Source organism: Kitasatospora cathayae (genome assembly GCF_027627435.1).
GTDB classification, from domain to species: Bacteria; Actinomycetota; Actinomycetes; order Streptomycetales; family Streptomycetaceae; genus Kitasatospora; species Kitasatospora cathayae.
Genome location: NZ_CP115450.1, coordinates 8,038,458 through 8,064,976, shown reverse-complemented (window position 1 = coordinate 8,064,976; position 26,519 = coordinate 8,038,458). Strand labels below are relative to the sequence as shown.

Genomic DNA, 26,519 nt, shown 5'->3' with positions numbered 1-26,519 from the left:
CCCCCTCGGATCGGGGCCGACCTGATCAGCGACCGCTACTGGAACGGCCGCCGGTCCGGGGCGCAGACCTGGCCGGGCGGCGGCAGTTCCCCGTCCACCAGGTAGCGCTCCTCGTAGCCGGACGCGCAGCCGCTCGGGTTGCCGAGCACGGTGTGCCCGTCGCCGTCCACGGTCAGCAGCCGGCCGCGGGCGAGGGTGTCGGCCAGAGCGCGGGAGCCCTCGTACGGCCAGGCCGGGTCGTCGGTGTTGGCGACGACCAGGACGGGCGCGGCGGTACGCCGGTCCCACGGCCCGGTGTAGCGGTCCCGGGTGGCCTCGGCGGGCCAGGCGGCGCAGCGCTGGGTCTGCCAGACCCAGAACGGACCGAGGTCGCCGGAGCGAGCCCCGGCGAGGTCGGCGAGCGCCGGGTAGTCCGCGCTCGCGGGCGGGTCGGCGGTGTCGGCGCACAGCACGCCGAGGACCTGGGTCTGCCGGGACGGTGCGCCGGTCGGCAGCGGCGCCGCCGGGGTGTCGGGGGCGGTCCACAGGCTCTGCAGCTGCTGGCCCAGGCCGGCCCAGCCTGTGGTGCCGAGCTGCGGCACCGGCTGGGCCGAGTACAGCAGCAGCGCGACGGCGGACACGGCGGTCGCCCGGTCGTAGGCCTGCGGCCCGGTGCCGACGGTGACCGGCCCGCGGTCCAGGCGGTCCATCAGTTCGGCGAACTTGGCCCGGGTCGCCGCCGGACTGCCCGCCGAGAAGGCACAGTTCGCCGGATCGGCGGCGCCGCAGCGGTCGAGGAAGGCGTCGAGGGTGCGGGCCGAGCCGAGGTCGCTGCCGGTGCGCAGGAAGGGCGGCAGCGCGGCGTCCTGCGGGGCGCGGCCGGTGGACCAGGCGACCGGGTCGACGGCGCTGTCCAGGACCATGGCGCGCACCCGCCCCGGGAAGAGGTTGGCGTACGTGGCGCCCAGGTACGTTCCGTACGAGGTGGCGAGGTAGTTCAGCCGCCGGTCGCCGACGGCCCGGCGCAGCAGGTCCAGGTCGTGGGCGACGTCCGCGGTGGACAGGTGGGCGAGCAGACCGGTCCGGTCGTTCTCGGCGCACTGCCGGCCCAGTCGGGCGTAGGTGTCGGCCCACCGCGACTGCTGCTCCGCGCCGACGGGGTAGCCGGCCGGAAGGCCGCCGAGCAGGGCCTGTTCGGCGGCCTGGTCCGGGAAGCACCGCAGCGTGGTGGAGGCACCGACGCCGCGCGGGTCGAAGCTGACGAGGTCGAAGCGCTTGCGCACCTGCTCGGGGAAGAACGGGGCCACGGCGGGCAGGGCCTCGGTGCCCGGGATCGCCGGGCCGCCCGGGTTGTAGAACAGGGTGCCGATCCGGTGCGCCTGGTCGTCGGCGGGGCGGCGGATGAGCGCCAGCTCGATGGAGCGGCCGTGCGGGTCCCGGTAGTCCAGCGGCACCTGGGCCGTGTCGCACTGGAAGCCGGGGGCGCAGGGCTTCGTCCAGGTCAGCTTCGGCACCGGCGGGGCGGGCGCGGCGGCCGAGGCCGCGGCCGGGGTGAGGCCGGCCAACAGCAGGCCGGCGGCTGCGGCGCGGAGGGTGGCGGTGAGGCGAGGTCGGGGCACGGGCGGCTCTCTCGTCGGTCGCAGGAGTCGGATGCATCACAGGAATCACCGCAGTCGAGTGGCTCTGGGGAGTCTCAGGAGTCTTCCGACCGGACGTGACGGAGTCTTCCGCCCGCCGCTGTCAGCACGCTGTCGGATCGCTTTCGGCCACTGTCGGATCGCTGTCACGCCGCTGCCGCCGTGAGCGGGCGCGATGCTTTCGGCAAAGCCTTGTTGACGAAAAGTCAGCAACTTGTCCGCAGTGCCTTGACGGCGCACCGACACGGTCCTAGAACGTAGTCAGCTCCCCGATCCCCCACCTTCCGGGAGCAGCGAAAGGTCGTCTTCTCGCCCCCTCACCGAGGAAGAGGCTGTCCCATGCGCGCACTCCCCCGCTGGACCGTACCGGCCGCCCTCGCCGCCCTCGCCCTGGCCACGGCGGTCCCCGCCTCCGCCGCCCCGGCCGACGCCGGACCCGTGCTGACCGCCGGTGGCAGCGCCGTCGCGGTCGGCGACGCCCTGGCCGCACCGCTCGCCGCCGGCACCAGCGCCACCTTCTACTCGACCGCCACCAGCACCACCGGCGTCACCTGCGCCACCTCCCAGTACTCCGCCACCGTGCTGACCAACCCGGCCGCCCCGGGCGTCGCGACCGAGTCCCTGACCGGGCTCACCTTCGACTCCTGCACCGCCAACGTCACCGGCGTCACCTCGGTGCAGAGCCTCACCGTCGACACCCTCCCCTACGGCGTCTCGGTCGACGACGGGACCGGCCTGCCGGTCACCCTCACCGGCGGCAGCACCGGCCCGATCCAGGCCACCGCCGTCCTCGACAGCTGGTTCGGCACCATCACCTGCACCTACCAGCTCAGCGGCGCCTTCACCGGCAGCGCCGACAACGGCAGCAACGGTCTGACCTTCACCAACGAGCACTTCGCCAAGAGCGGCGGCTCCGGCCTCTGCCCCGCCGACGGGTACTTCTCGGCCGGCTACGGCCCGGTCACCGACACCAGCCAGTCCGGCGCTCCGGCGGTCACCGTGAACTGATCCGTGCCCCGCGCAGCCCGTCCGGGTCGTCCACAACTGATCGACCCGGGCGGGACGAACGATCAGACCAGGGCAGAGTCAGACCGATCCGGGCGGGATGGGACGATACCTGCCATGTCTAGCAAGTCTCCATCGGTCCGGGGCGACGAAGCCCCACCGGACCCGCTCCGCCGCCTGCTGCTCGAACTGGGCGAAGCCCTGCTGGGCGGGGGCCTTCCCGTCCACGACGTCGAGGAGGAGCTCCGCGGGCTGGGGCGGGCGCTGGGGGCTCCCGACGTACGCGTCGCCGCACTCACCAACGGGCTGTTCGTCGCCCTCGACCCGACGGAGGCCACCCGCTTCCAGCCGGTCGACGCCGCGCTGCGGTTCGAGCAGACCGCGGACGTCCTCCACCTGGTGCACCGGCTGCGCTCGGGCGAGCTGGACGGGCCCCGGGCGCTGGCCGAACTGGACGGCATCCGCCGGGCACCCGCCCGCTGGCCCGCCTGGGTCGCCGACCTGGGGGCGCTTCCGGTCGGCGTGGGCGTCTGCCTGTTCCTCCAGCCCGTGACGGCGAACGTGCTGGCCGCGGGGGCCGGTTCGCTGATCGTGGCGGGCCTGACCATGTTGGCGCGCCGACTGCCCCGGCTGCGCCCGCTGCTGCCCGTGACGGCCGGGTTCCTGGTGGCACTGCTCGTCCTGTCGCTCACCCGGGCCGGCCTGCTGGACGGGCCGCTGCGCACCATCGTGGCCACCCTGGCGATCCTGCTGCCCGGCGGGTTGCTGGTCACCGGGCTGTCGGAGGTCGCCGCGGGCGCCGCCAGCGCCGGGACGGCCCGGCTGGTGTCCGGCGCGGTGCAGCTCGCACTGTTCCTCGCCGGGGTGGCCGCGGCCACCACCGCGATCGGCATGCCGGCCCGCGCGCTGGCCAACGTCCAGGTGTCCGAGCCGAGTTGGTGGGTGATCGGGATCGGACTGGCGATCGCCGTGGCGGGCGTCGTGGTCAACGTCGCCACCCCGCCCTCGGCGATCCCGTGGATCGTCGCGGTGATCGCGGTCAGCGTCACCGTCCAGGTGGCGGTCGGACAGGTCCACGGGGCCGCGATCGGCGGCCTGGCCGGCGCGGTCAGCGCCGCGGTCGCGGCCACCGTCGTGCACTGGCTGCCGGGCGGCCCGCTCTGGCAGGTGCTCTACCTCCCGGCGTTCTGGATCGTGGTGCCGGGCTCCTTCGGACTGCTCAACACCGCGCAGATCGAGGTCGGCAACGGGGCGCAGTCGGTGCTGGCCGCCGTGTCCGCGGTGTTCGGGGTGTCGATCGGCACCCTGATCGGCTCGGTGATCAGCCGCATCCCGCGCCCCCACGCTCGCCGTCCCCCAGCTGCGGGCCTGACCGGGGCCGGTCGATACTGGGCGACGGGCGAATGACGCAGCCCGGGGAGGAATCGTGGACTACGGACTCGGCGTCCGGCTCGACCGGCCGTTCCAGCAGGCGGTGGCGGACGTCACCGCCGCGCTGAAGGAGCAGGGCTTCGGCGTGCTGACCACCATCGACGTACGGGCGACCCTGCACGACAAGCTCGGCGCGGAGCTGGAGGACTACCTGATCCTCGGCGCCTGCAACCCGGCCCTCGCCCACCGGGCGCTCAACGCCGACCGCCGGATCGGGCTGCTGCTGCCCTGCAACGTGGTGGTCCGCCGGGACGGCGACGCCACCGTGGTCGAGGCCGTCGACCCGCAGACCCTGGTCACCCTGGCGGGCCCCGACGGCGGCCTGGCCGAGGTCGCCGGTGAGGCGGCCCGGCGGCTGGCCGCGGCCCTCGCCTCCCTCCCCGGCTGACCGCGCACCCACCGCCTGCGCTGCGCTCAGCCGGAGTCCGCACCGACGCTGCGCCGGACGGCGAGCAGCGCGGTGTCGTCCGTCCGGCGACCGCCGGTGTGCCGGACGACGGCGGCGGCGACGGCCTCCACCAAGTGCTCGGGCACGGTGGCCCCGGACCGCCGCACCAGCTCCTCCAGCTGCGACCGGAGGGCGAAGAAGGTGCCCTGCCGGTCCCGGGCCTCGGTCACCCCGTCCGAGACGATCAGGACGGTCTCGTCCCGGCCCAGCCGCAGCCGCTGGACCGCGGGCAGTCCGTCGGCCAGCTGGGTGAGCCCGAGCGGCACGCCGTTGCCCTGCGGCAGCTGCCGGACGCCGGCCGGGCCCAGCACGTGCGGGCTGTCGTGGCCGAAGTTGACCAGCTCGATCTCCTCCGGGGCGTCCTCGGGGAACCAGATGACCACCGCGGTGACGAACCGCTCCTCCGGCTCCCCCAGCCGCGAGGCCAGCAGGTTGTGCCGGTGCACCCGTTCCTCCAGCCGGGCGGCGAGGGTCGCCAGGTCCGCCTCGCGGAAGGCGGCCTCCCGGAAGCAGCCGACCAGGGCCGCCGCCGCGGAGACCGCCGGCAGTCCCTTCCCCTGGACGTCGCCGAGGACCACCCGGGCACCGTACGGCGTGGCCACCACGTCGTAGAAGTCGCCGCCCACCCGGGCCTCGACGTCCGCGGCCAGGTAGCGGGCCGCCGAGTCCACTCCGCCCCAGCCCGGCGGCACCGGGCGCAGCACCACCTGCCGGGTGGCCTCGGCGGCGCCCTGGAGGTGGCGGACATAGGTGGCGGCCCGGGCCCGGAAGACGCTGAGCGGCAGCGCGAGGACGCCTCCGGCGACCACCAGGAGGAAGTCCTCGATCCCCTGGGACTTGGCCCAGATGCTGTCCAGGGCGGGGTAGGCGGCGACCACCAGGCAGGAGAACAGCACCGTGGCCGCCGGACCGCAGAGCCCGGCGGCCACCACGGGCACCAGGGCCAGCCAGCTGATGGACGCGAACGACCTGGGCGTGAGCGCGTCCACGACCACCACCGCCACCAGCAGCACCGCGGGGATCAGCCAGGAGCGGTGTCCGTACCGGACCAGCGCCGGCAGCGGTGCGACGCCCGACCCCGACGGCGGCAGCCGAGTCGCCTTCGCGGAACGCACCCGCATCCCGCCCCTCCACTCCTCCGGTGTTCCGCCGACGTCCCGCCAACGTTAGGCGGCTGGGCGCGCCGGGGCACCCGGATCGGCCCTGCGGTCTCCGCCCATCGCCCGGCCGGCCCAACCGGCCCGCTCGCCTCGACCCGCCGGGCCCGACCCACCCGGCCCCCGGTCAAGGACTACCCTGACCCCGCACCAGAAGCCCGTACGGGCCCCGCGAACGAAAGGCCTCCGCGATGAGCACCCCCGGCACCCCCGTCGTCGAGCGGTCGGACGCCCTGCACCGGTACGAGATCCGGATCGACGGCGAACTCGCCGGCTTCACCGAGTACCTGGGCCTCGACGGGCAGCGCGTCTTCTACCACACCCTGGTCGAGGAGGCCTTCGCCGGCCGCGGCCTGGCCGGGCAGCTGGTCCAGGAGGCGCTGACGGACGTGCGCGCCGCCGGGAAGCGGATCGTCCCGGTCTGCCCGTACGTGGCCAAGTTCCTGATCAAGCACGACGAGTTCGCCGACATGACCGACGAGGTCACCCCGGAGGTCAAGGACTGGCTGCGCACCCGGCTGCGGTAGCCGCCACAGCCGTTCCCGCCGGCCCGGGGTGGTGGGTCTTCGGGCGCTCGACAGTGCTCCCGGCCGGCGGCCGGGGCCGGGTGCTCTACCCGCGCTTCGACGGCCACCTCGGCCTGATCACGGGCCGGGCCTGAGCGCCGGTCCGAGCGGAGCGCGCACGCACAGGGCCCCGCCGGGCGCTCGCCGCCCGCCGGGGCCCTGCCGTCACACCGGACGCGTCATCACATGTTGATCATGTGACCGGCGAGGCCGTGGATGGCCTCCTTGACCGCCTCGCCCAGGGTCGGGTGGGCGTGCACGTTGCGGGCGACCTCGTGGACGGTGAGGTCCCACTGCTGGGCCAGCGTCAGCTCGGGCAGCAGCTCGGTGACCTCGGGGCCGATCAGGTGGGCGCCGAGCAGCTCGCCGTACTTGCCGTCGCTGATGACCTTGACGAAGCCGATCGGGTGGCCGAGGCCGTGCGCCTTGCCGTTCGCGGTGAACGGGAACTTGGCGACCTTGACGTCGTAGCCCTGCTCGCGGGCCTGCGCCTCGGTGTAGCCGAAGGAGGCGATCTGCGGCTGGCAGTAGGTGGCGCGCGGGATCATGACGAAGTCGACCTCCTGGGTCTCCGCCCCGCCGATGGTCTCGGCGGCGATCACGGCCATCGTCTCGGCGGCGTGCGCGAGCATCAGCTTCGCGGTGACGTCGCCGATCGCGAAGATGTGGTCGACGCTGGTGCGGCCGCGGCCGTCCACCGCGATCGCGTTGCGGTCGGTGAGCTTGACCCCGGTGTTCTCCAGGCCGTAGCCGTTGACCCGCGGCGCGAAGCCGATCGCCTGGAGCACCTTGTCGGCCTCCAGCACCCGCTGCTGGCCGTCCTTGGTGACGGTGACCTTGACCTTGCTGTTCGGGTCGCTGTCGTCGATCGACTCCACCCGGGTGGAGGTGAGCACCTCGATGCCCAGCTTGCGGTACTGCTTGGCGAGTTCGGTGGAGACCTCGACGTCCTCCAGCGGCACCATGCGGTCCAGGAACTCGACGATGGTGACCTTCACGCCGTAGTTGTGCAGCACGTACGCGAACTCGACGCCGATCGCGCCGGCGCCCGCGATGATGATGCTCTCCGGCAGTTCCTCGGTGAGGATCTGCTCCTCGTAGGTGACCACGCGCTCGCTCAGGCTGGTACCGGGCAGCAGACGGGTGGTGGCACCGGCCGCGATGATGCAGTGGTCGAAGGTGACCACGTCGAAGCCGCCGCCGCTGAGCGCGACCTGGAGGGTGTGGTCGTCGACGAAGGTGCCCCAGCCGTCGTACTCGGTGATGCCGTTCTTCTTCATCAGGTAGTGGACGCCCTTGACCCGGCCGTCGGCCACCGTTCGGCTGCGGCGGAAGGCCTCGCCGAAGTCGAAGCTCACCTGGCCCTCGACCTTGATGCCGAAGGTCTTGGCCTCCTTGGTGAAGATGTGGGCGAGCTCGGCGTTGCGCAGCAGGGCCTTGGAGGGGATGCAGCCGACGTTGAGGCAGACGCCGCCCCAGTACTTGGCCTCGATGACCGCGACCTTCAGGCCCAGCTGCGCCGAGCGGACGGCGGCGGTGTAGCCGCCGGGGCCCGCGCCGAGGACGACGACGTCGTAGTGCGTGCTCATGTTGCTGACTCCTCCGAGGGTGTCACGGTGTCGTGATCTCGGTCCCATGGTGTCAGGACCGGACCCGGCGCACCCACCGGGTCTCGGCGGATGCGCTCCGCGCGGCACCGTACAGGGCCCGGGCCGGATCGATGTCAGCGCCCTCCGCTACGGTGGCTCGCACCCGGCCCCACCAGGGGCGGTGACGAGGGGAGGACGCGAATGGTCGGTGGGTGCCCGGCGGGCGGGTGGGCCCGCCACCCGAGGACGGCAGCGGGCCCACCCGGGCGTCAGGCCGCCGCCTCGTGGGCGTCGGCTCCGCCCGTCCCGGTGCCGCCGGGGGTGCTCGCACCTGCGCCGGCCGCCGCCTGACCGGCGGGGCGCTGGGCCGGTACGGGCTGCCGCAGCGAGGACAGGTCCCAGGCGTAGGTGCCGACGGCGTGGGCGATCACGTCGATGTTGACGTCGAAGGCCGCCATGTCGATGTTGTCCAGGTCGTCACAGGCCTTGTGGTAGCAGGCGTCGAAGGCGGTGCCCGCCGTGCCGCCGTAACGGGCCTGCTGCTCGGGGGACTTGATGACCTCGGCGCCGGTGTCGGTGCCGCCGGCCGGGATGCCCGCGTCGATGAACGGACCGTAGTCGGAGCGGCCGTTGAAGGCGGACGGGTCGTGCGGCAGGCCGCGGCCGTCCAGGTACCCGGCGAGGTCCCGCTCGATCTGGGCCGAACCCTCGGGGCCGGCTGCGCCGCCCGCGCTGCCGGAGCCGTTGTAGACGAACTGCGCGTAGTTGGGGGATGCGATCATGTCGAAGTTGAGGTAGAGCCGGATCTTCTTCCGGTCCGCCTCGGAGAGCGACTTCACGTACGCCTCGGAGCCCTTGAGGCCGAACTCCTCGGCGGACCACCAGGCGAACCTGACCTTGTTCCTCACCGGGCGGACGCTGAGGTTCCGGGCGACCTCGAGGATGCCGGCCGAGCCGGAGCCGTTGTCGTTGACACCGGGCCCGGCGGGCACGGAGTCCAGGTGCGCGCCGATCATCACGGTGTTGTCCGGGTCCCCGCCGCGGGTCTCGGCGATGACGTTCCAGGTCCTGCGGGGCTCCATGACAGTCCGGATGTCCAGGGTCAGCCGCACCGGCCCGGCGGCGGCCTTCGCCGCCAGCGCCTCACCGGCCGCCTTGCCGATCCCACCGGTCGGGACCTTCCCGGCCGTGGGCTCGCCGAGGGTCCCGCTGAGCTCGCCGTCGGTGTTGTTGTAGATCAGCGCCCCGAGCGCACCGGCCGAAGCGGCGGCCGCCTGCTTCTCGGCGAAGCCGCACCCGCCGCGCCGGATCAGCGCGATCCGGCCGGTGACCGAGCCGGTCGGGTAGTCGGCGGGCGTGCAGCCGGTGGTGGCACCGACCGGGGCGACGCCCAACTCGGCGGTCAGGCCGGCCTCCGGGCCGCTCACCGAGTACGTCATGGCGATCACCGGCACCGACTCGGCCCGCGGTGACACCACGTCCAGCCGCTGGGCGCGGGCCTCGAAGAAGGTGTACTCGAACTCCTGCCGGGACACCCTGAGTCCGGCCCGCCGCGCCTGCTCGTAGACGTAGCGCGCCGATTCGTCGTGCCCCTTCGAACCGGCCGCTCTGGTACCGCCGTTGCGGTCGGCGATCCGTTGCAGCGCCGCCAGGGCGTCGTGCGCGTCGTCGGCGCTGCTGGCCGCGACCAGCCGCTCGGCCAGCTTGGCGCCCCGGCGTGCCGGGTCCGGGTCGGCGTTCGCGCTGCCGGCGCCGGTGCCGACCAGCAGCAGCGGCGTGACGAGCGTGGCGACGGTGAGCGCGGCGCCTGTTCGGTTCCCGGTGCGCGGCTTCAAGGCGACTCCTTCCGACGATCCGTGAACTCACGATTTGACATGACCGGGATCGCCTTGCCAAGGCCGCCGCGCCCCGCGAAGTGCGCGGAACGACCCGCGCTGTGATCCTGGAGGGGTGGGGGCGTCTCATCCAGGAGGGTGACCAGATGTCCATGCTGGATAAGCTCAAGAGCCTGCTGAAGGGCCACGAGGACCAGGCGGAGAAGACCGTCGACAAGGCGGGAGACACCTTCGACGAACGCACTCAGGGCAAGTACAGCGGCCAGACCGACGCGGCCCAGGAGAAGCTGAAGGACCAGTTCCGCGACCAGCCGCCGCAGTAGCGGCCGAGGTCAGGTCCGCCCGCCGGGCCGGGCGGCAGGCGTTCAGCCGTCGTCCCGGCTCGGCGCCTGTTCCGCCCCGTCGCCGGAGTCCGCGTCGGCGCCGCCGCCCGCGCCGCAGTTCTCGCACGGCCCCGGGCCCGGCCGCTCACGCAGCCGCCCGCACTCCGGGCACACCCGGTCCAGCCAGCAGGCCGACTCGCCGCCTTCGTCCATGCCCCCGATTCTGCCCGGCGGAGCGCCGTCCAGGCGAGTAGACACTGTCTACCAAGATCGGGTAGACAGTGTCCATGACCGAACACGACAGCGACCTGCGCGCCCGGCTGGTGGCCGCCGGCGTCGAACTGGTGACCAGGGAGGGCGTCCACGCCCTCGGCCTGCGCGAGATCGCCCGGCACGCCGGGGTCTCCCACGGGGCACCGCGCCGCCACTTCCCCACCCACCGCGAGCTGCTCGCCGCCGTCGCCCGGCGGGGCTTCGGCAGGCTCACCGACTCCCTCGCGGGCGCCGACGCCCTCGCCGTCACCACCGGCGGCGACGCACGCACCCGGATCGAGGCGCTCGCCCGCGCCTACCTCTGCTTCGCGGCGGCGAACCCCGGCATGTTCGAGCTGATGCACCGTCACGACCTACTGGAGGGCAGCGGCACCGAGCTGCGCCGCACCACCCTGCCGCTGTTCCTGACCTTCGTCGGCCTGGTCGCCGAGGTCCACCCCCAGTCCGACGACCCGACCGCCGCCAGCGCCGCCCTCTGGGCCAACCTGCACGGCCTGGCCCAGCTGCGCGCCTGGGGCAGTCTGCGGCTGGCCACCGGCAGCAATGGCCTCGAATCGCTGCTGCGCACCACCCTGGACGCCCACCTCGGCCCGGCCGTCCGCTGACGACGGCCCGACAACTCGACGGGCCGCGCCTGGCGCGGGATCGCCACACCAGGCGGAACCCACCTCGGCGACCTGCCACGCACGGGTGTCCGTGTCGCAGGCGCGGGAGGAATCCCCGTCCCTTGAGGGCGGGGAGGATGTCAATGTGCCACGGACCACCGACAACGGGCTGCGGCGGCGTCCGACAACGCCGGGGGTGGAGCACCGTCCGGCGATGTCACGTTCCCGCGCGCTGCCCGGTCGACCCAGTGGGCGCGGACGTTCCGCACCCCCGCGAGCGCGGAGCGAAGGGAGCATCACCATGAAGGCCGTCATCGTGTGCGTCTCGGTGTCCCACGGCAACACCCGGCGGATCGCCGACGCCATGGCCCAGGCCCTGGCCGCCCCGGTGGTCGAACCCGAGGAGCTGGAACCGGCCGACCTGGCCGGCTACGACCTGGTCGGCTTCGGCTCGGGCGTCTTCACCGGCCGGCTGCACCCGCGCCTGCGCCACTTCGTCCGCTCCCTCCCGCCGGCCCGACCGGCCCGCCGGGCCTTCGTGTTCGCCACCAGCGGCCTGCCCGAACCCGGCTTCCGCCCCTTCACCCGCCCGTTGGCCCACCGCCTGGAACGGAAGGGCTTCGAGGTGGTCGGTGGCTTCACCGCCCGCGGCCACGACACCTGGCTCCCGTTCCGACTGGTCGGCGGCATCAACGAGCACCGGCCCGACGCCCGCGACCTGGCGGCGGCCCACACCTTCGCCACCGGGCTGCACCGGCGGACCGGCGGGGCTTCCTGAACCACCGACAGCACCGAGCCCACGCCGGGTCAGCGCCAGCAACAACCCGAACTGCACCACCGCGCCCACCACCTGCCCCCACCACACCCCGGCCACCCCCAGCACCCCCGACAGCACCACCGCGCCGCCGGGGTGCGGGTGTCGCCGGCCCCCTTGAAGAGTTCGTCGGCGACGCGCTGGGCGAAGAACAGGACGAACGCCGGGAAGGCGACGGTGAGGTACTGGGCCGCCCGGGTGGCGGCCTCGCCGTCGAGGAAGGCGGCCGCGAGCCGGTCCCGCAGCAGGTAGCCGGGAACGGCGAGGGCGAGGCTGCCGAGCACGCATAGGCGCCAGGCGGCCCGGGTGATGCGGGCGGCCTCGTCCCGGTCGTCGGCGCCGAGGGCCCGGGCGAGCCCGACGCTGACGCCGGAGGAGACCACCAGGACGAGTCCGAGCAGCAGGTTCTCGACGGTGCCGGCCAGGGTGACGGCGGCGACGGCGGATCCGCCGAGGCTCGCCACCCAGAGCGTGCCGATCACGGTGGCGATCACCCCGGACAGCAGTTCGGCGTAGACCGGTCCGGCCAGTGCGGCCAGCCGGGACAGCTGCTCGCGCATGGTTCCCCCTCTGTCCCGCCGCCCGCACCAGCGCCGACGGCTACCTCGGATATACCTCGAATGGATATACCTCGATTCGAGTCACCTCGACAAGAGGTAGCATGACGCGCACCATGGGGGCGCGCTCCGACGAAAGGGCTCCGACTGTGCTCACCCTCGCGATCCTGGGTTTCCTGTACGAGCAACCGCTGCACGGCTACGAACTCAAGTCCCGGATCGCCGGGCTGACCGGTCACGTCCGGCCGGTCAGCGACGGCGCGCTCTACCCCGCGATCGCCCGGCTGGAGAAGGCCGGCCTGCTGCGCCGCCGCACCGAGCCCGGCAGCGGGGCCGTGCCGCGCCAGACGCTGGAGCTGACCGACCAGGGCCGGGCGGAGCTGCTGCGCCGGCTGGCCGACCCGGAGCAGGCCGAGATCACCGACCAGATCCGCTTCTTCACCCTCGCCGCCTTCCTCCACCACCTGGCCGACCCGCCCCGCCAGGCCGCCGTGCTCCGCCGCCGGCTGACCTTCCTGGAGGCGCCGAGCAGCTTCTTCTACGACGGGGACGGCCGGCCGGTCACCGCCGAGCGGGAGCCGAACCCGTTCCGGCGCGGCATGCTGCTGGTCGCCCGGGCCTCGGGCGCCGCCGAGCGGGCCTGGCTGGCCGAGACCATCGCCGACCTGGAGGGCCGCTCGGACGGCCCGGAGAGCCCGTAAGGGGGCGCGTAACCACACCCGCGCCCCTGTCGAACGGCAGGACGATGGTGCGGAATTGTGCCGTTCGGCAGCTGGCCCCGGGTGGCCCGGGCCTCGCTATGATGATCCGTCTCACGACCTCGGCGCCCTACCGCGGCGTGATCCACCACCGCGCTCCGCCCGTCCCCTGGAGGCAGCCGTGCCCAGTGAAGCGATCGAAGCCGCCCGCCCCGCTCCGCAGCGGCGGGACGACATCCCCGGCTGGTTCTTCGGGCTGGACCGGGCCGCCTTCTCGCACCTGCTGTCCGCCCAGACGGCCGCCGGGGTCACCGGGGACATCCTGGAGCTCGGCAGCTACCTCGGCCGCAGCGCCGTCCTGCTCGGGGACCACCTGCGGCCCGGCGAGCGGCTGACCGTCTGCGACCTGTTCGACTCCGAGGCGGGCGACGCCGACAACGCCGCCGAGATGGCGATGTCCTACCGCAAGACGCTCACCCGCAGCGCCTTCGAGTCCAACTACCTCGCCTTCCACAGCGAGTTGCCCGAGATCGTCCAGGCACCCACCTCGGTGCTGGCCGACGGCCGGATCCCGGCGGGCAGCTGCCGGTTCGTCCACGTCGACGCCTCGCACCTGTACGAGCACGTCAGCGGGGACATCCTGGTGGCCAAGGCCGCACTCTCCGAGGACGGCCTGGTCTCGCTGGACGACTACCGCTCCGAGCACACCCCGGGCGTCTCGGCCGCGGTCTGGGAGGCGGTCTTCACCAGCGGGCTGCGGCCGGTGCTGCTCACCCCGATGAAGTTCTACGGCACCTGGGGCGACGCCGCAGCCGCCCGGCGGACCCTGCTGGAGCGCGACTGGCGGGCCGAGGGTTACACCGTCGACGAGGACACCATCGCCGGGCACCGCGTGCTGCGCCTCAACTACCAGGTCAAGACGCCCGCGCAGATCCGCTCCGCCCCGCGCCGGCTGGCCCTGGAGCTGCTCCCGCCGGTCGCCACCCGCGCCACCCGCCGGGTGCTGCACACCCTGCGCGAACGCCGCGCCGTCCGGCCGGCACCGCGCGCCTGACCCCGCAGGCCGCTTCCCCGACGCCGACCGCGCCGACCGCGACCGCGTCCCAGCGGGCGCTCACCGCTGCTCACCCGCTCGCGGGGCTTCGGCCCGGCTGCCGTCGCCGGGCGCGGCGGCGCCGGGCGGGCCGGCCCGGAAGGTCCGCCAGACCAGGCCCTGGTCGTGGGCACGGGCGGAGGAGGGGGCCTCGCCGGGCCAGGCGCCTACGTACCAGAGGTGAACGAGGGCGTGCTCGTCGCGGACCCGGTGGGCCAGGGTGGTGCGGTGGTGTTCGTGCGCCATGCCGGTGGCGCGCAGTTCGGGGACGTCGAAGCCGGTCAGTTCGGCGCAGACGCGCAGGAACTCGTCGAGATCCGCCAGTTCGTCGTCCTCGGCGAGCTCCGGGTTCCCGTACGGGTCGTCATCGATGGTGCGGTCGTGGGACACGGACACGCGGGCACCCCCACGATCGGCGGCGAGTGGCCTAGACATGACAGGACACGGGCACGACGGGACGGCCGGACCGTTCACACCCCGTCTTACCCGTCCGTCCCCGCTCAGCGCGATCCTGCCGCCCGGGCGGACCGCCCGGGACCGCTTGCCCGAAGGTGCCCGGTCTTGGTCGTTTCCTGATCGATCGGCACTACTAGCTGGCGGATGTCAGAGCGTTTCAGCCCAGCGCGCGCACCGCCGCCAGCACGTCCAGGCCGAGCGCCGGGTCCGCGTCCTCGGGCAGGTTGACGGACAGTCGGGTGACCAGTCCCGCGTACCGGCGGTGGATCTCCCGCGCCGCCTCCTCGACCGTGCCGGACACCGCGAAGGTTTCGAACACCTCGTCGGAGATCAGCGCCGTCATCTCCGCCCAGCGCCCGCGCACCGAGTGGGTGTGCAGTTCCTCCTGCAGCCCCTCCCAGCCGTGCTGCGCCAGCACCGGGCGGTAGGCCGGGGTGGAGGCGTAGAACGCGAGCCGCTCCCGCACACCTGCCCGACTGGCCGCCAGCTCCTCCTCGGTGCGGCCGGTGGCGGTGAGCACGTTGCCGACGATCTCGAACGGCCGCCCGGTCCACTCGGCGCCCTCGGCCTCCGCCTGCCGGCGCGCCTCGGTCAGCCCGGGCAGCACCTGCTCGGCCAGGTAGGCGGTGGAGGAGAACGGATGGCCGAGGAAGCCGTCGGCGACCGCCCCGGCGGTGCGGGTCATCAGCGGACCGACGCCCGCCAGCAGGATCCGGGGCACCCCGGCCGGAATCGGATCGGGCGAGAACACCGGCGTCATCACCGTGTGGGTGTAGAACTCGCCCCGGAAGCGCAGCCGTTCACCGGTCTGCCAGCTGTGCCAGATCGCCCGCACCGCGTGCACGTACTCGCGCATCCGAGCCGCCGGGCGGTCCCAGGGCATCCCGAAGCGCTTCTCGATGTGCGGCTTGACCTGCGAGCCCAGCCCGATGACGGCCCGCCCGCCGGAGGCCGCGTGCAGCCCCCAGGCCTGGTAGGCCAGGGTCATCGGGGTGCGGGCGAAGGCCACCGCGATGCCGGTGGCCAGCTCGATCGACTCGGTGCGGTCGGCGGCCCGGGCCAGCTGGAGGAACGGGTCGTACGCGGTCTCGGCGACCACCAGTCGGTCCATGCCCCGGCGTTCGGCCTGCTCGGCGGCGTCCAGGATGCCCGCCGGGTGCCCGGAGGCGGTGGCGTCGAGGTGGAGGGCGGCGGGTCGGTCCATGGTGGTGCTCCTGGTCGGGGGGTCGGGCGTTGTGCGGGTCCAGCGTCGCGCGGTACCCGCCCAGCGTGCCACGCCGTCACGGCCCGGCGGACCCGGCCTCCCACGCGAACAGCCCGTCCAGGTGCCGGTCGACGGCGGCGAGCACGGCGTCCGGCTCCACCACCCGCAGTTCCAGCAGCGTGGTGAACCCGGTGAGCGCGAGCAGCAGGTCCGTCTCCACCACCGGATCGCGGTCGGCCGCGATCAGCCCGTCGGCGATCGCCTGCCGGACCACCTGCTCCACCGCACCGCGCCCCTGCAACAGGGCGCCCCGTGCCCGCGCGTGGACCTCCTCGTCGTGCAGCGCCTCCAGTACGTAGGCGGCGCTCATCCGGCTGGTCACCCGCGAATCGGCGTGCAGCGGCAGCAGTTCGACCAGCATCGCCCGCAACACCGCGCGCGGGTGCGGCCGTTCGCCCAGCCCGGCCAGCGCCCGGCCGACCCGCCGTGCGCCCTGCTCGCCGGCCAGGTCCATCGCGAAGCCGAGCAGCTCCGCCCGGGAGGCGAAGTAGTGCTGCAGTTGCCCGAGCGAGATCCCCGCCTCCCGGGCCACCTCACGCAGGGTCAGGTGCGTGGTGCCGCGCTGCTCCACGACGCGCCACAGTGCCCGGGCGATGGTCTCGCGGCGCTCCTGGTGGTCCACCTGTTTGGGCATGGCCGGCACTCCTCGAAGACTTCCCCCGATTTTTCCAATACGCTTGACATAATACATCTGACTGATAACGCTGGAGGCATTCCGAGGGATGGAGTGTCCACATGCTCGTACCGCCCGTCGCCCACACCACCGAGGGAACCGTCCGCGGCCTGGTGGACCGCGGACTCGCGGTCTTCCGCGGCCTCCCGTACGGCCGCCCGCCGGTCGGACCGCTCCGCTTCGCCGCCCCCGTCCCGCCCGAGCGCTGGGACGGCGTCCGCGAGGCGGTCGAGTTCGGCCCCGTCGTCCCGCAGTCCGGGCCGCTGCCCGCCGAACCGACCCACGGCACCGACTGGCTCACGCTCAACGTCTGCACCCCCGACCCGGGCACGACGGGGCTGCCGGTACTGGTCTGGTTCCACGGCGGCGGATTCATCTCGGGCACCTCGGGCGACCCGCTGTACGACCCGGTCGAACTCGCCCGGGCCGGGATCGTCGTGGTGAGCGTCAACTACCGGGTGGGCGCGGAGGGTTTCGCGCTCATCGACGGCACCCCGGCCAACCGCGCCTTCCTCGACCAGATCGCCGCCCTGGAGTGGGTGCGGAACAACATCGCCGCGTTCGGCGGCGACCCCGACCAGGTGACCATCGCCGGCCAGTCCGCCGGGGCCGCCTCGGTCGCCGCGCTGCTGACGATGCCCCGGGCCCGCGGCCTGTTCCACCGGGCCGTCGCCCACACCGTCGGGGGCAACCTCTGCACCCCCGCGCTCGCCGCCGAGGTCACCGCCGCCCTGGCGAAGCAGCTCGGCACCGTCCCCACCGCCGCCGCCCTCGCCGAGGTCGACCCCTGGCGCCTGGCCGCGGCCGTCACCGACCTCGGCACCGCGCTGCCCGAACACCTCGAACGCTGGGGGCGGCTGGCGCAGACCGGCGTCGCCACCGTCCCGGTGGTCGACGGCGAGGACCTGACCGAGGAGCCCTGGGCCGCCCTGGCCGCCGGACGGGCCGAGGGGATCGAGCTGCTGGTCGGCCACACCCGCGACGAGTTCCGACTGTTCGCCGTCCTGGCCGGCCGGCACGGCACCTTCACCGAGGAGGAGGCCCGCACCGCCCTGCGCCTGCTCGCCCCGCACCCGGACGGCCCGGACGCCTACCGCGCCGCCCTCCCCGGGGCCACCCCCGGGGAACTGCTCGAAGCCGTCACCTCCGACGCCCTGTTCCGGATTCCCTCGCTCCACCTCGCCGAGGGCAACACGGCGGCCGGTGGCACCTCGTACCTCTTCGAACTCGCCTACCCGGCCCCCGCCATGGGCGGGGTGTTCGGCGCCTGCCACGGCCTGGACCTCCCGCTGGCCTTCGGCAGCCTGGACAGCCCGATGGGCCGGCACTTCCTCGGCGACCCGCCCGCCCCGGAGGCCGTCGGGCTCTCCCTGGAGCTCCAGCAGGCCTGGGTCCGGTTCGTCACCGTCGGCGACCCGGGCTGGGCCGCCCACGAGCCGCGGCAGCAGCTCACCCGGGTCCTGGACACCCGCTCGGAGACCGTCCGCTACCCCGAGCAGGCCTCCCGCACCATCTGGGCGGGGCACACCCCCACCGCCTTCGACCTCGGCTGAGGCGAGCCGGCAGCCGGCAGCCGGCCCGGCCACGGCCGGACCCGCCCGGCCGTGGCCGGGTCGCGGGGGCGGGCCCGCAGCGGTTGGGTGGGTGGTGGAGCGGCTGGTCCGCTCCCCTCCACGGAAGGAGAGCGGCTGTGGAGCAGCGATCGGCGCAGCCGCCGCGGGTGGGGTTGTGAGCTGTTCGGCCACGAGTGAGCGGGAGCGCACGCGTTGCGCGCTCGCGCCCTCCGGATTGGGCTCGGTTCGGTGGCTGTGCGTGGTCCGTCCCGGGAGGCCGGTTCCCTCACGAGCCACGCACCCAAGACCGTTCGGGGCGTGCGGCTCATCGGGAGTCACTCCTGATCAGTCCCCAGGAACGGTTCTTCACCGACACGTCGGTGTGCATCGGGTGCAAGGCCTGCGAGGTGGCGTGCAAGGAGTGGAACACCGTTCCCGAGCACGGCCTCGAACTGATCGGGATGTCGTACGACAACACCCGGGGCCTCGGCGGCGACTCCTGGCGCCACGTCGCGTTCGTCGAGGAGTCGAGGGCCCCGGGCGCCCGGCTGTACGGCGCGGACCCGCGGGACGGGGTGGACGGCGCGGGCGCGTTCTTCCTGCTGCTGGACGAACCCGAGGTCTACGGACTTCCGCCGGACCCGGTGGTGACCATCCGTGACCTGCCCGCCATGTGGCGCCGGGCCACCGTCGCCGCCGTCACGGTCGCCGCGGGCGTGGCGGCCTGCTGCCTGCGGAGGGCCCGATGAGCCGGCCCGGGCACACCCGCGGCAGCGGGCCGTCCGGGCGGTCGGCCCCCGGCCGAGTTCGACTCGTACTACGGCCGGCCGGTGCTGAAGAAGCGGCGTCTGGAAACCGCTCGACATCGCCGGCTACCTGTTCCTCGGCGGGCTCGCGGGCGGCTCCTCGGCGCTGGCCGCCGGTGCCGGGGCCTGCGGCTGCCCGGAGCTGGCCCGCCCGCTGCGGGTGGCCGCCTTCGGCGCGATCGGGCTGTCCCTGGCGGCGCTGGTCCACGACCTCGGCCGGCCGGGGCGCTTCGTCAACATGCTGCGCGTCGTCAAGCCGACCTCGCCGATGAGCGTGGGCTCCTGGCTGCTCGCCGGGTACGTGCCGCTGGCCGGCGCCGCCGCGAGCACCGTGAGCGGACGGCTGCCGCGCCTCGGTACGGCCGCCGGGGCCGGCGCCGCCCTCCTGGGGCCGGCCGTCTGCACGTACCCGGCCGTGCCGATCGCCGACACCGCCGTGCCGAGCTGGCACGACGGCCGGCGGGAGCTGCCGTTCGCGTTCGGCGGCTCGGCCGTGTCCGCCGCGGCGGGCCTCGGTCTGCTGGCCGCGCCCGCCGCCCAGAACGGCCCGGCCCGGCGGGCCGCCGCCTTCGGCGCCGCACTCGAACTCGGCGCCACCCGCGTGATGACCGGCCGGATGGGCCTGAGCGCCGAGCCGCTGCGCACCGGCCGGGCGGGCGCATGATGCGGGCGGCGGAGCTGCTGACCGGGGTCGGGGCCGCGCTCGCGGCCGGGCACCGGGACCGCCGGGTGGCGGCGGCCGGGGCCAAACCTCGGCAGGTCGTCGGGGGCGCCGACGTGACGGCCCGACGTCGCTCGGACGGCCGAGGACGGCCGAGGACGGCCGAGGACGGCCGAGGTCAGATCGCCAGGTCCCGCCGCTCCAGCAGCCGGAAGGCGGCCAGCAGCCCGAGCAGTCCCACCCCGAGCAGCACCGTCGGTGACGTCCAGGGCACACCGCCGTGCGCGAGCGCGTCGCCCGGCGCGTAGTAGTGGAACGGGCTGAGGTAGCGCAGCGGTCCGGCCGGGGACCAGGCCAGGGCGATGAAGTTGAGCGCGAAACCGCCCGCGCCGAGGACGACGGCGGCGCCCACCACGTGCGCCCGCCGCCGGCTGAGCGCGGAGACCGCCAGCACCGGCCCGATCAGGCAGAACGTGAGGGCGCAGCCCAGCAATCCGGCGGCGAACACCCCGCCCTCCGGAACGGCCGCGCGCAGCTTCGGAGAGAACGCCACCCCGAGCGACACGGCCAGCGTGGCCGCGGCATTGAGCAGCACCGAGGCCGCGATCAGCGCACCGGCCCGTTCGGCGAGCAGCCGGCGCCGGGAGACCGGACGGGTCATCAGCAGCTCGATGGTGCCGGACTCGACGTCGGCCGCGACGGCGGCAGCGCCCAGCGAGCCGATCACGGTCAGCTGGAGTGCGATCCAGACCGGGTGGGTGAGCCCGGCGCCGAGCAGTCCGGGGTAACTGGCGATGGAGACGTCGCCACTGGAGCCGCTGAAGGCCTTGAACGCGCCGGGCGGGGTGCGGCGGGCGCCGAAGACCTCGTTCGTCGGCACGGTTCCGGCGATCACGACGATCAGGACCTCGAAGACGACCATCGCGATCAGCAGGGTGAGCAGCATCCGGCGCCGCCGGTGGAGGGCGAGCCAGACCAGCGGGAGGCGGCGGCTGACGGTGCCCGGGGTCACGGCCGTTCCTCCTGTTCGCCGGAGCGATAGAGGTCTTCGCCGGAGCGGTAGAGGTCGAGGAAGGCCTCGTCCAAGCCCGCCTCCTCCACCGTCAGGTCGGCCACCGGCAGTTCGGCCAGCAGGCTCCGCACGGCCGGCACCACCTCGTCGGGCGGCACCAGCAGCTCCACCCGCCCGCCCTCCCAGCGCGGGGACCACCGCTCGGCGGCCCCGAGCGGCCGCGCGCCCCGCCCGTCGGCGAACACCAGCCGCACCCGGCGGGCCCGGGCCCGGCGCAGCTCGGCCACCGAGCGGACGGTCACCAGCCGCCCTTGGCGCACGATCGCGACCCGGCCGCAGGTCCGCTGCACCTCGGGCAGCACGTGGCTGGAGAGCAGCACGGTGCGCCCGGCCGCGGTCTCCTCGGCGAGCAGTTCGAAGAAGGTCTCCTGGAGCAGCGGGTCAAGCCCCTCGCTGGGTTCGTCCAGCACCACCACGGCGGGCCGGTGCTGGAACGACTGGACCAGCCCCAGCTTCTGCTTCATGCCGCGCGAGTACTCCCCCACCGGCCGGGCGAGCTCGGCCGGGGTGAGCTTCAGCCGTTCGCACAGCTCGCGTTGCCGGGGCACCGGCGCGCCCTGGAGGGCGGCGAGGAGGTCGAGGGTCTGCTGCCCGGTGAGTTCGGGATAGAGGCGCAGCTCGCCGGGCAGGTAGCCGAGCGACGGGGCGAGCCGGCGGTGATCGGCCACCGGGTCCAGGCCGAGCACCCGCACCCGGCCCCCGCTCGGGCCGAGCAGGCCGACCAGGCAGCGCAGGGTGGTGGTCTTCCCGGCGCCGTTGGGGCCGAGCAGCCCGAACACCTCGCCGGCCTCGACGGTCACGTCGAGGTCCTCGATCCCGATCGTGGCGCCGTACCGCTTGGTGAGCGAGCGCAGCTCGATCACCGGCCCGGCCGTGTTCCCCGGCATGTCCACCTCCTGTGACTGGCGCTCCGGACCGTGACCGGCGCTTCGGACAGTGACCTTGTTGCTCCGACCGTGTCCGGTGCACCGGACCGTGACCAGGTGCTCCGGACCGCGACCGGCGGGTCGGAGCACCACGGCGTGCCGGCCCGGGCGGGTCGCGGGGCGCGCCCGGGCCCGGGCCCGGCGGCCGCTCACCCGCCATCTGATACCCGTGGATACCCCTGGCTGCAGCCGGCAAAGCCTGACCCGCGAGGGTTGGAATCCCCCGGCTTCAGCCGGAGGAGGATGTCAACCCTTGCACACCCCCAGCGGCACCAGCCGGGCGACCTGCCGGGCCAGTCCGGCGGCCTCGGTGACGGCGGCGACCGCGTCCACGTCCTTGTAGGCCTCGGGCGTCTCCTCGGCCAGGGCCCGCATCGAGGCGGGCCGGACGGCGATGCCGCGCGCCTCCAGTTCGCCCTTCAGGTGCTCGCCGCGCACCGTGCGCAGCGCCTGGTGGCGGCTCCACACCCGCCCGGCGCCGTGGCAGGCGGAGCGGAAGGCCTCGTTGTCGGGCAGGCCGACCATGACGTACGAGGCGGTGCCCATCGTCCCCGGCACCAGCACCGGCTGACCGGCCCCGGCCAGGTCGGCGGGCAGGTCGGGGTCGCCGGGCGGCAGGGCGCGGGTGGCGCCCTTGCGGTGGACGCACAGCTTCCGCGCCGCGCCGTCCACCTCGTGGGTCTCCAGCTTGGCGAGGTTGTGCGAGACGTCGTAGACCAGCTCCAGCCCGACGCCGAGGGCGGTGGCGAAGGCCCGGCGGGCGGCTTCGGAGAGCAGCTGTCGGTTCGCCCGCCCGTAGTTGGCCGCGGCGGTCATGGCGCCCAGGTAGGCGCGGCCGCGCGGGGAGTCGACCGGGGTGCAGGCGAGTTGGCGGTCCGGGAGATCGATCCGGTAGCGGTGCAGCTCGCGGTCCATGGCGCGGACGTGGTCGGTGCAGATCTGGTGGCCGAGGCCGCGCGAGCCGCAGTGGATCATGACGCAGACCTGGCCCGCCCGCAGCCCGAAGGCGGCGGCCGTCTCCGGGTCGTGCACCCGGTCGACGGCCTGCACCTCCAGGAAGTGGTTGGCCGAGCCGAGGCTGCCGACCTGCTGCAGACCGCGCTCGACGGCCCGGGTGCTCACCTCGCCGGGGGCCGCGCCGGCCAGCACCCCCCGGTCCTCGCAGCGCTCCAGGTCGCGCGGCACGCCGTGGCCGTGTTCGACGGCGTAGCGGGCGCCGCCGAGCAGCAGCTCGTCCAGCTCCTCCGGCCCTTCCAGGTGCCACAGGCCGCCGCGACCGAGCCCGCGCGGGACGGTGCGGTCCAGCAGGTCCATCAGGCGGCGGAGCCGCTCGGCGTCGAGTTCCTCCCGGTCGACCCCGGCGGCGAGCAGCCGGACCCCGCAGGAGATGTCGAAGCCGACCCCGCCGGGCGAGACCACCCCGCCCTGTTCGACGTCGGTGGCGGCGACCCCGCCGATCGGGAAGCCGTAGCCCCAGTGCACGTCGGGCATCGCGTAGGAGGCGCGGACGATCCCGGGCAGCGTCGCCACGTTCGCGACCTGCTCCAGCGCGCGGTCCCCGGCGGCCTGCGGCAGCAGCGCGCCGGTCGCGAAGACGATGCCGGGCACCCGCATCGGCGGGCGCGGCTCGATCCGCCAGCGGTAGCGGCCCGCCTCGGCCAGTGCGATCTCCACCTCGCTCACCCCGCTCCTTCGGCGCTCGTTCCGGACGGCCCGCGCGGTTCGGAGGTCCCCGCGTGTTGCGGGCGTCCCGCGCGGTTCGTGCGTCCTGCGCGGCTCGGGCGTCCCGCGCGTTTCAGACGTCCACGGTGGCCGCGCAGGTCCAACCGCCCGGCCCTTCGCCCAGCTCCAGACCGTACAGCGCGACGGCCTTCGGCACGGCGCCGACCAAGGCGACCGTCGAGGTGTCGGCCATCCGGAAGCGCACCTCGAGGCTCCGGGCGCCGTCCAGGCCGCGGATCGGCCCGAGGGCGAGCGCGGCGGGCAGTTCGCCGTCGGCGTCCATCCGGTAGATGACCTCCTCCAGGACGCCCGCGAGCAGGTCCGGGTCGCTCACCGCGAGCACGGTGCAGGCGCGCTCGCCGACGATCCGCGCGCCGGACAGGTCGGCGAAGCTGCCGACCACGGCGTGCACCAGCTCGCCGATGCAGCCCTCGGCCGTCGGCGCCCAAGCCTCCACCCGCAGGTCCGCCGTGTGCGGCACGCTCCGGTGGCCGCTGTCGGACCGCTGCGCGGGCTCGTGACCGTCCACGAGACGCCTCCCGCACCCGTTGTCGTCCCCCTCCAGCGTCGTCCCGGGGGCGGGGCGGGGGCAAGCGGGGCCCTCCGCCACATGCGGACCCTAGCCTCCGACCGAGGACAGGTAGGCGGCGGCCAGCTCGGCCGTGGCCAGCCAGGCGGCGTGGTCGCTCGGTTCGGCGTAGGTGTTGGCGAGCCGGCGGGCGACCGCCGGGTGCTCGGCGGCGGCCGCGAAGACGCCCTGCAGGTGGTCCGGCATGGTCAGCATGGCGGCCGTGAACTCGACGGTGTGGCGGGCGTGTCGCTGCCAGAAGCGCTCTGCGGTGCGGCACATCCAGTCCGCCGTGAACGGGGCGTCGCCGTGCTCGCGGATCGCCCGCCGGTACGCCTCCGCCGCGCGGGCGGCGCCGTTGGCGCCCTGGCCGGTGATCGGGTCGTTGACCACCACCGCGTCGCCCAGGCCCAGGACGTGCACGGCGTCGACGCCCGTGCCCAGTTCCGCCACCGGGCGGCGGACCGTCGGGGTCACCGCGCCCCAGAGCCCGGCCCCGGCGTCGGTCGGCTCGGCGTCGCGCCAGAGCTCCGCCTCCCAGGGCAGGTACTCGGCCAACAGCGCGCGGATCCGGTCGAGTTGGACGCCGGGGTCGGGACCGTCGCCGAACACGTCCAGCGGGCCGCCGGGCAACGCCTCCCAGAGCAGGATGTCGCAGGGACCGGAGCGGGTCAGGGCCGGCTGCAGGTAGAGCTCGCCCAGGCCGGGCAGGGCGTGCATCCGGGCCCGCGGCCCGGCGGACGGATCGGGCGAGCCGACGCCGTGCGCGTACAGGCAGGACAGCGCGCGCTGCGGGCGGTCGAAGGGCGAGCGGGCGGCGTCCCGTTCGAAGATCCCGGCCAGCTCGCCGCGGCCGGCCGCGACCACGGTCAGCTCGTGCCGCCGGGCCAGCGCGTGCAGCCCGGCGCGGTCCATCGAGCGGTACTCGACCCGGCCGCCGCGCTCGGCGAGCAGTTCCAGCCAGCCGGCCAGCTTGATCCGCTGGTCCACCGAGCGGGCGGGCTCGTCCAGGGTCATGGTGAACTCCAGGACGCGGACGGCCGACGGCGCCACCAGCACCGCGTCGACCGAGGACACCGCCGGCGCCCCGGCAGTCCACCGGTCCAGCCCGGCCGCCGCCTCGATCCGCAGCGCCGGGCCGAACATCGCCTGGGTGGACAGCACCCGCCCGCCGCGCACCTGCTCCGGGGTGCGTTCGGCGACCAGCGTCACCTCGTACCCGTCGGCCACCAGCCCGAGCGCGAGCTGCAGGCCGGCCTGGCCCGCTCCGACGACGGCGATCCGGCGCATACGGTGGCCTCCCGGCGGTCTGTTGACGGTCTGTCGGCTGCGAGAACACGGTGCGTCAAGCAGGCACAGTAGTCGAGCCGCCCGGCCACGGGCAGGGGCGGGACGGGAGGAATCCCGTAGGTGTCGCAGCCGCCGCCGCTACGAGCCGCCGCATACTCATGCAGAAGTGGGAGCGCGCCGCGGAGCCGCGCGGCCAGCCTCTGACCCTGAGCAGACCGTCACTTGAAATCCCATTGACCACACTGCGATGTTTGATGTATTCAGATCTCCGCAAATCTATTCGCTGCTCAACGGTTCGAGGCCGCGCCGAGGCGACCAGAGCCGGGGACCATTCGGAGAGGGATCGATCGACCATGCAGCCTGCTGCGCCCCGGGGCTTCCGGGCCATCACGACGAACATGGGCCTCAAGGACGTCGAGGACGACTTCGCCGCGGTCGTCTCCGAGGTCCCGTGCCGGTCCGCGGCCGTGTTCACCCGCTCGCGCTTCGCCGGCCCCAGCGTCGTGCTCAGCCGCGAGGCGGCCGCGCTCCGGCGCGCCCGCGGGATGGTCGTGCTCTCCCGCAACGCCAACGTCGCCACCGGGCGCACCGGCGCGGAGAACGCCGCCGAGGTGCGCCGCCGGGTCGCCGAGATCGCCGGCGTCTCCCCGGACGAGCTGATCATCGGCTCCACCGGTGTGATCGGGCGCCCCTATCCCATGGAGGGCATCCGGGCCGGGCTCGACGCCATGACCTGGCCGTTCCCGGAGGCCGACTACGCGGCTGCGGCCAAGGCGATCATGACCACGGACACCCGCCCCAAGCACGTCCACGCGCGCTGCGGCGACGCCGTGCTCGTCGGCATCGCCAAGGGCGTCGGCATGATCGAGCCCGACATGGCGACGCTGCTGACGTTCTTCTTCACCGACGCGGACATCCCCGCCGCCGAACTCGACGCCGTCTTCCGCCGGGTGATGGACCGGACGTTCAACGCGCTGAGCATCGACACCGACACCTCCACCAGCGACACCGCCGCGATCTTCGCCAACGGACTCGCCGGGGAGGTCGACCTGCCCGCCTTCGAGCAGGCGCTCTACGACTGCGCGCTGCACCTCGTGCGGGACATCGCCTCGGACGGCGAGGGGGCCTCCAAACTGATCGAGGTCCGGGTCACCGGGGCCCGCGACGACGCCCAGGCCAAGCGCGTCGGCAAGAGTGTCGTCAACTCCCCGCTGGTCAAGGCGGCCGTGCACGGCGCCGACCCGAACTGGGGCCGCATCACCATGGCCATCGGCAAGCTCTCGGACGAGACCGACATCGACCCCGCGGCCGTCAGCATCGGCTTCGACGACCTCCTGATGTACCCCGAGGAACCCAACGACGACCTCCTCGAACAGGCCCGCCGGCTCCTGCGCGGCGACGAGGTGGTGATCCGGATCGACCTGGGCATCGCCGACGGCGCGTTCACGGTGTACGGCTGCGACCTCACCGAGGAGTACGTCAAGCTGAACGCCGACTACACGACCTGACGCCCCCTTA

The 26,519-nt window shown here is 74.2% G+C and carries 27 protein-coding genes; 13 read left to right on the top strand and 14 right to left on the bottom strand.

The genetic code is table 11. The features are described from left to right. Positions 1-35: 35 nt before the first annotated feature. The gene (locus O1G21_RS36025) at positions 36-1,598 is read right to left on the bottom strand and encodes an alpha/beta hydrolase (protein WP_270149731.1); all 1,563 of its coding nucleotides are present in this window, start codon (positions 1,596-1,598) and stop codon (positions 36-38) included. Positions 1,599-1,955: 357 nt separating this feature from the next. Between O1G21_RS36025 and O1G21_RS36020 the strand changes: the two genes are divergently transcribed. From O1G21_RS36020 to O1G21_RS36010, 3 genes are all read left to right on the top strand, one after another. Beyond that, positions 1,956-2,624 (top strand): Tat pathway signal sequence domain protein, encoded by a 669-nt coding sequence (locus tag O1G21_RS36020; protein WP_270149729.1) that lies wholly within the window; start codon positions 1,956-1,958, stop codon positions 2,622-2,624. 114 nt (positions 2,625-2,738) lie between these two features. Beyond that, entirely contained in the window at positions 2,739-4,028 is a 1,290-nt protein-coding gene (locus tag O1G21_RS36015) for a threonine/serine exporter family protein (protein WP_270149728.1), read from the top strand. Positions 4,029-4,047: 19 nt separating this feature from the next. Continuing rightward, complete coding sequence (locus tag O1G21_RS36010; RefSeq protein WP_270149726.1) at positions 4,048-4,440, top strand: DUF302 domain-containing protein; 393 nt, start codon at positions 4,048-4,050, stop codon at positions 4,438-4,440. 26 nt (positions 4,441-4,466) lie between these two features. On the opposite strand, the gene O1G21_RS36005 is transcribed toward O1G21_RS36010, so the two are convergent. Then, positions 4,467-5,621 carry a PP2C family protein-serine/threonine phosphatase gene (locus tag O1G21_RS36005; RefSeq protein WP_270149725.1) on the bottom strand — a complete coding sequence of 385 codons (1,155 nt, stop codon included), beginning with the start codon at positions 5,619-5,621 and terminating at the stop codon, positions 4,467-4,469. Between the two features lie 227 nt (positions 5,622-5,848). On the opposite strand from O1G21_RS36005, the gene O1G21_RS36000 reads away from it, so the two are divergent. Beyond that, positions 5,849-6,184, top strand: a complete 336-nt coding sequence (locus O1G21_RS36000) for a GNAT family N-acetyltransferase (protein ID WP_270149723.1) — start codon at positions 5,849-5,851, stop codon at positions 6,182-6,184. Positions 6,185-6,405: 221 nt separating this feature from the next. Here the strand turns inward: O1G21_RS36000 and lpdA are convergent, their stop codons facing one another. Next, positions 6,406-7,812 (bottom strand): dihydrolipoyl dehydrogenase, encoded by a 1,407-nt coding sequence (gene lpdA / locus O1G21_RS35995; RefSeq protein ID WP_270149721.1) that lies wholly within the window; start codon positions 7,810-7,812, stop codon positions 6,406-6,408. A gap of 269 nt (positions 7,813-8,081) precedes the next feature. Further along, positions 8,082-9,647, bottom strand: a complete 1,566-nt coding sequence (locus O1G21_RS35990) for a M28 family metallopeptidase (protein ID WP_270149719.1) — start codon at positions 9,645-9,647, stop codon at positions 8,082-8,084. A 146-nt stretch (positions 9,648-9,793) separates the two neighbouring features. On the opposite strand from O1G21_RS35990, the gene O1G21_RS35985 reads away from it, so the two are divergent. Continuing rightward, entirely contained in the window at positions 9,794-9,970 is a 177-nt protein-coding gene (locus O1G21_RS35985) for an antitoxin (protein ID WP_270149718.1), read from the top strand. 42 nt (positions 9,971-10,012) lie between these two features. Here O1G21_RS35985 and O1G21_RS35980 read toward each other — a convergent pair whose 3' ends face one another. Continuing rightward, the gene (locus tag O1G21_RS35980; RefSeq protein ID WP_270149716.1) at positions 10,013-10,183 is read right to left on the bottom strand and encodes a hypothetical protein; all 171 of its coding nucleotides are present in this window, start codon (positions 10,181-10,183) and stop codon (positions 10,013-10,015) included. Positions 10,184-10,257: 74 nt separating this feature from the next. Here O1G21_RS35980 and O1G21_RS35975 point away from each other — a divergent pair, with 74 nt between their 5' ends. Then, entirely contained in the window at positions 10,258-10,848 is a 591-nt protein-coding gene (locus tag O1G21_RS35975) for a TetR/AcrR family transcriptional regulator (protein ID WP_270149715.1), read from the top strand. Positions 10,849-11,149: 301 nt separating this feature from the next. Next, entirely contained in the window at positions 11,150-11,626 is a 477-nt protein-coding gene (locus O1G21_RS35970) for a flavodoxin family protein (protein ID WP_270149713.1), read from the top strand. Between the two features lie 29 nt (positions 11,627-11,655). Here the strand turns inward: O1G21_RS35970 and O1G21_RS35965 are convergent, their stop codons facing one another. Further along, positions 11,656-12,222: an MATE family efflux transporter gene (locus O1G21_RS35965; RefSeq protein ID WP_270149711.1), complete on the bottom strand. Its 567-nt coding sequence runs from the start codon at positions 12,220-12,222 to the stop codon at positions 11,656-11,658. A gap of 146 nt (positions 12,223-12,368) precedes the next feature. On the opposite strand from O1G21_RS35965, the gene O1G21_RS35960 reads away from it, so the two are divergent. Together O1G21_RS35960 and O1G21_RS35955 are read left to right on the top strand one after the other, a co-directional pair. Next, positions 12,369-12,920 carry a PadR family transcriptional regulator gene (locus O1G21_RS35960; RefSeq protein WP_270151445.1) on the top strand — a complete coding sequence of 184 codons (552 nt, stop codon included), beginning with the start codon at positions 12,369-12,371 and terminating at the stop codon, positions 12,918-12,920. 178 nt (positions 12,921-13,098) lie between these two features. Continuing rightward, positions 13,099-13,971 carry a class I SAM-dependent methyltransferase gene (locus O1G21_RS35955; RefSeq protein WP_270149709.1) on the top strand — a complete coding sequence of 291 codons (873 nt, stop codon included), beginning with the start codon at positions 13,099-13,101 and terminating at the stop codon, positions 13,969-13,971. 60 nt (positions 13,972-14,031) lie between these two features. On the opposite strand, the gene O1G21_RS35950 is transcribed toward O1G21_RS35955, so the two are convergent. From O1G21_RS35950 to O1G21_RS35940, 3 genes are all read right to left on the bottom strand, one after another. Next, entirely contained in the window at positions 14,032-14,406 is a 375-nt protein-coding gene (locus O1G21_RS35950) for a hypothetical protein (RefSeq protein WP_270149707.1), read from the bottom strand. Between the two features lie 217 nt (positions 14,407-14,623). Then, positions 14,624-15,670 carry a TIGR03617 family F420-dependent LLM class oxidoreductase gene (locus O1G21_RS35945; protein ID WP_270149705.1) on the bottom strand — a complete coding sequence of 349 codons (1,047 nt, stop codon included), beginning with the start codon at positions 15,668-15,670 and terminating at the stop codon, positions 14,624-14,626. A 76-nt stretch (positions 15,671-15,746) separates the two neighbouring features. Further along, complete coding sequence (locus tag O1G21_RS35940) at positions 15,747-16,364, bottom strand: TetR/AcrR family transcriptional regulator (protein WP_270149703.1); 618 nt, start codon at positions 16,362-16,364, stop codon at positions 15,747-15,749. Between the two features lie 101 nt (positions 16,365-16,465). Between O1G21_RS35940 and O1G21_RS35935 the strand changes: the two genes are divergently transcribed. The 3 genes from O1G21_RS35935 to nrfD all read left to right on the top strand — a co-directional run bounded on the left by O1G21_RS35935 (position 16,466) and on the right by nrfD (position 19,426). Continuing rightward, positions 16,466-17,956, top strand: a complete 1,491-nt coding sequence (locus O1G21_RS35935) for a carboxylesterase/lipase family protein (RefSeq protein ID WP_270149702.1) — start codon at positions 16,466-16,468, stop codon at positions 17,954-17,956. A gap of 341 nt (positions 17,957-18,297) precedes the next feature. Continuing rightward, complete coding sequence (locus O1G21_RS35930) at positions 18,298-18,705, top strand: 4Fe-4S dicluster domain-containing protein (RefSeq protein ID WP_270151443.1); 408 nt, start codon at positions 18,298-18,300, stop codon at positions 18,703-18,705. Positions 18,706-18,820: 115 nt separating this feature from the next. Next, positions 18,821-19,426, top strand: coding sequence for an NrfD/PsrC family molybdoenzyme membrane anchor subunit (gene nrfD / locus O1G21_RS35925; protein ID WP_405000852.1), 606 nt, complete (start codon positions 18,821-18,823; stop codon positions 19,424-19,426). A gap of 175 nt (positions 19,427-19,601) precedes the next feature. On the opposite strand, the gene O1G21_RS35920 is transcribed toward nrfD, so the two are convergent. From O1G21_RS35920 to O1G21_RS35900, 5 genes are all read right to left on the bottom strand, one after another. After that, entirely contained in the window at positions 19,602-20,435 is an 834-nt protein-coding gene (locus O1G21_RS35920; protein WP_270149700.1) for an ABC transporter permease subunit, read from the bottom strand. Then, positions 20,432-21,382 (bottom strand): ABC transporter ATP-binding protein, encoded by a 951-nt coding sequence (locus O1G21_RS35915; RefSeq protein WP_270149699.1) that lies wholly within the window; start codon positions 21,380-21,382, stop codon positions 20,432-20,434. The genes O1G21_RS35920 and O1G21_RS35915 overlap by 4 nt, the downstream gene beginning before the upstream one ends. A 285-nt stretch (positions 21,383-21,667) precedes the next feature. Beyond that, positions 21,668-23,104, bottom strand: a complete 1,437-nt coding sequence (locus O1G21_RS35910; RefSeq protein WP_333493529.1) for an RtcB family protein — start codon at positions 23,102-23,104, stop codon at positions 21,668-21,670. 112 nt (positions 23,105-23,216) lie between these two features. Beyond that, positions 23,217-23,672, bottom strand: a complete 456-nt coding sequence (locus O1G21_RS35905) for an archease (RefSeq protein ID WP_270149696.1) — start codon at positions 23,670-23,672, stop codon at positions 23,217-23,219. Positions 23,673-23,762: 90 nt separating this feature from the next. Beyond that, positions 23,763-25,001, bottom strand: coding sequence for a styrene monooxygenase/indole monooxygenase family protein (locus O1G21_RS35900; RefSeq protein WP_270149693.1), 1,239 nt, complete (start codon positions 24,999-25,001; stop codon positions 23,763-23,765). A 353-nt stretch (positions 25,002-25,354) separates the two neighbouring features. On the opposite strand from O1G21_RS35900, the gene argJ reads away from it, so the two are divergent. Next, a complete protein-coding gene (gene argJ / locus O1G21_RS35895; protein WP_270149690.1) occupies positions 25,355-26,509 on the top strand; it encodes a bifunctional glutamate N-acetyltransferase/amino-acid acetyltransferase ArgJ in 1,155 nt (384 codons plus the stop codon). Positions 26,510-26,519 lie beyond the last annotated feature (10 nt).

What these genes read in the sequence shown, in the direction of transcription:
- O1G21_RS35940 (WP_270149703.1), bottom strand. Translation starts at nt 16,364, where the DNA reads ATGCCCAAACAGGTGGACCACCAGGAGCGCCGCGAGACCATCGCCCGG.
- O1G21_RS35970 (WP_270149713.1), top strand. Translation starts at nt 11,150, where the DNA reads ATGAAGGCCGTCATCGTGTGCGTCTCGGTGTCCCACGGCAACACCCGG.
- O1G21_RS35945 (WP_270149705.1), bottom strand. Translation starts at nt 15,670, where the DNA reads ATGGACCGACCCGCCGCCCTCCACCTCGACGCCACCGCCTCCGGGCAC.
- O1G21_RS36000 (WP_270149723.1), top strand. Translation starts at nt 5,849, where the DNA reads ATGAGCACCCCCGGCACCCCCGTCGTCGAGCGGTCGGACGCCCTGCAC.
- O1G21_RS35915 (WP_270149699.1), bottom strand. Translation starts at nt 21,382, where the DNA reads ATGCCGGGGAACACGGCCGGGCCGGTGATCGAGCTGCGCTCGCTCACC.
- argJ (WP_270149690.1), top strand. Translation starts at nt 25,355, where the DNA reads ATGCAGCCTGCTGCGCCCCGGGGCTTCCGGGCCATCACGACGAACATG.
- lpdA (WP_270149721.1), bottom strand. Translation starts at nt 7,812, where the DNA reads ATGAGCACGCACTACGACGTCGTCGTCCTCGGCGCGGGCCCCGGCGGC.
- O1G21_RS36005 (WP_270149725.1), bottom strand. Translation starts at nt 5,621, where the DNA reads ATGCGGGTGCGTTCCGCGAAGGCGACTCGGCTGCCGCCGTCGGGGTCG.
- O1G21_RS35935 (WP_270149702.1), top strand. Translation starts at nt 16,466, where the DNA reads ATGCTCGTACCGCCCGTCGCCCACACCACCGAGGGAACCGTCCGCGGC.
- O1G21_RS35965 (WP_270149711.1), bottom strand. Translation starts at nt 12,222, where the DNA reads ATGCGCGAGCAGCTGTCCCGGCTGGCCGCACTGGCCGGACCGGTCTAC.
- O1G21_RS35975 (WP_270149715.1), top strand. Translation starts at nt 10,258, where the DNA reads ATGACCGAACACGACAGCGACCTGCGCGCCCGGCTGGTGGCCGCCGGC.
- O1G21_RS36015 (WP_270149728.1), top strand. Translation starts at nt 2,739, where the DNA reads ATGTCTAGCAAGTCTCCATCGGTCCGGGGCGACGAAGCCCCACCGGAC.
- O1G21_RS35980 (WP_270149716.1), bottom strand. Translation starts at nt 10,183, where the DNA reads ATGGACGAAGGCGGCGAGTCGGCCTGCTGGCTGGACCGGGTGTGCCCG.
- O1G21_RS36020 (WP_270149729.1), top strand. Translation starts at nt 1,956, where the DNA reads ATGCGCGCACTCCCCCGCTGGACCGTACCGGCCGCCCTCGCCGCCCTC.
- O1G21_RS35985 (WP_270149718.1), top strand. Translation starts at nt 9,794, where the DNA reads ATGTCCATGCTGGATAAGCTCAAGAGCCTGCTGAAGGGCCACGAGGAC.
- O1G21_RS35900 (WP_270149693.1), bottom strand. Translation starts at nt 25,001, where the DNA reads ATGCGCCGGATCGCCGTCGTCGGAGCGGGCCAGGCCGGCCTGCAGCTC.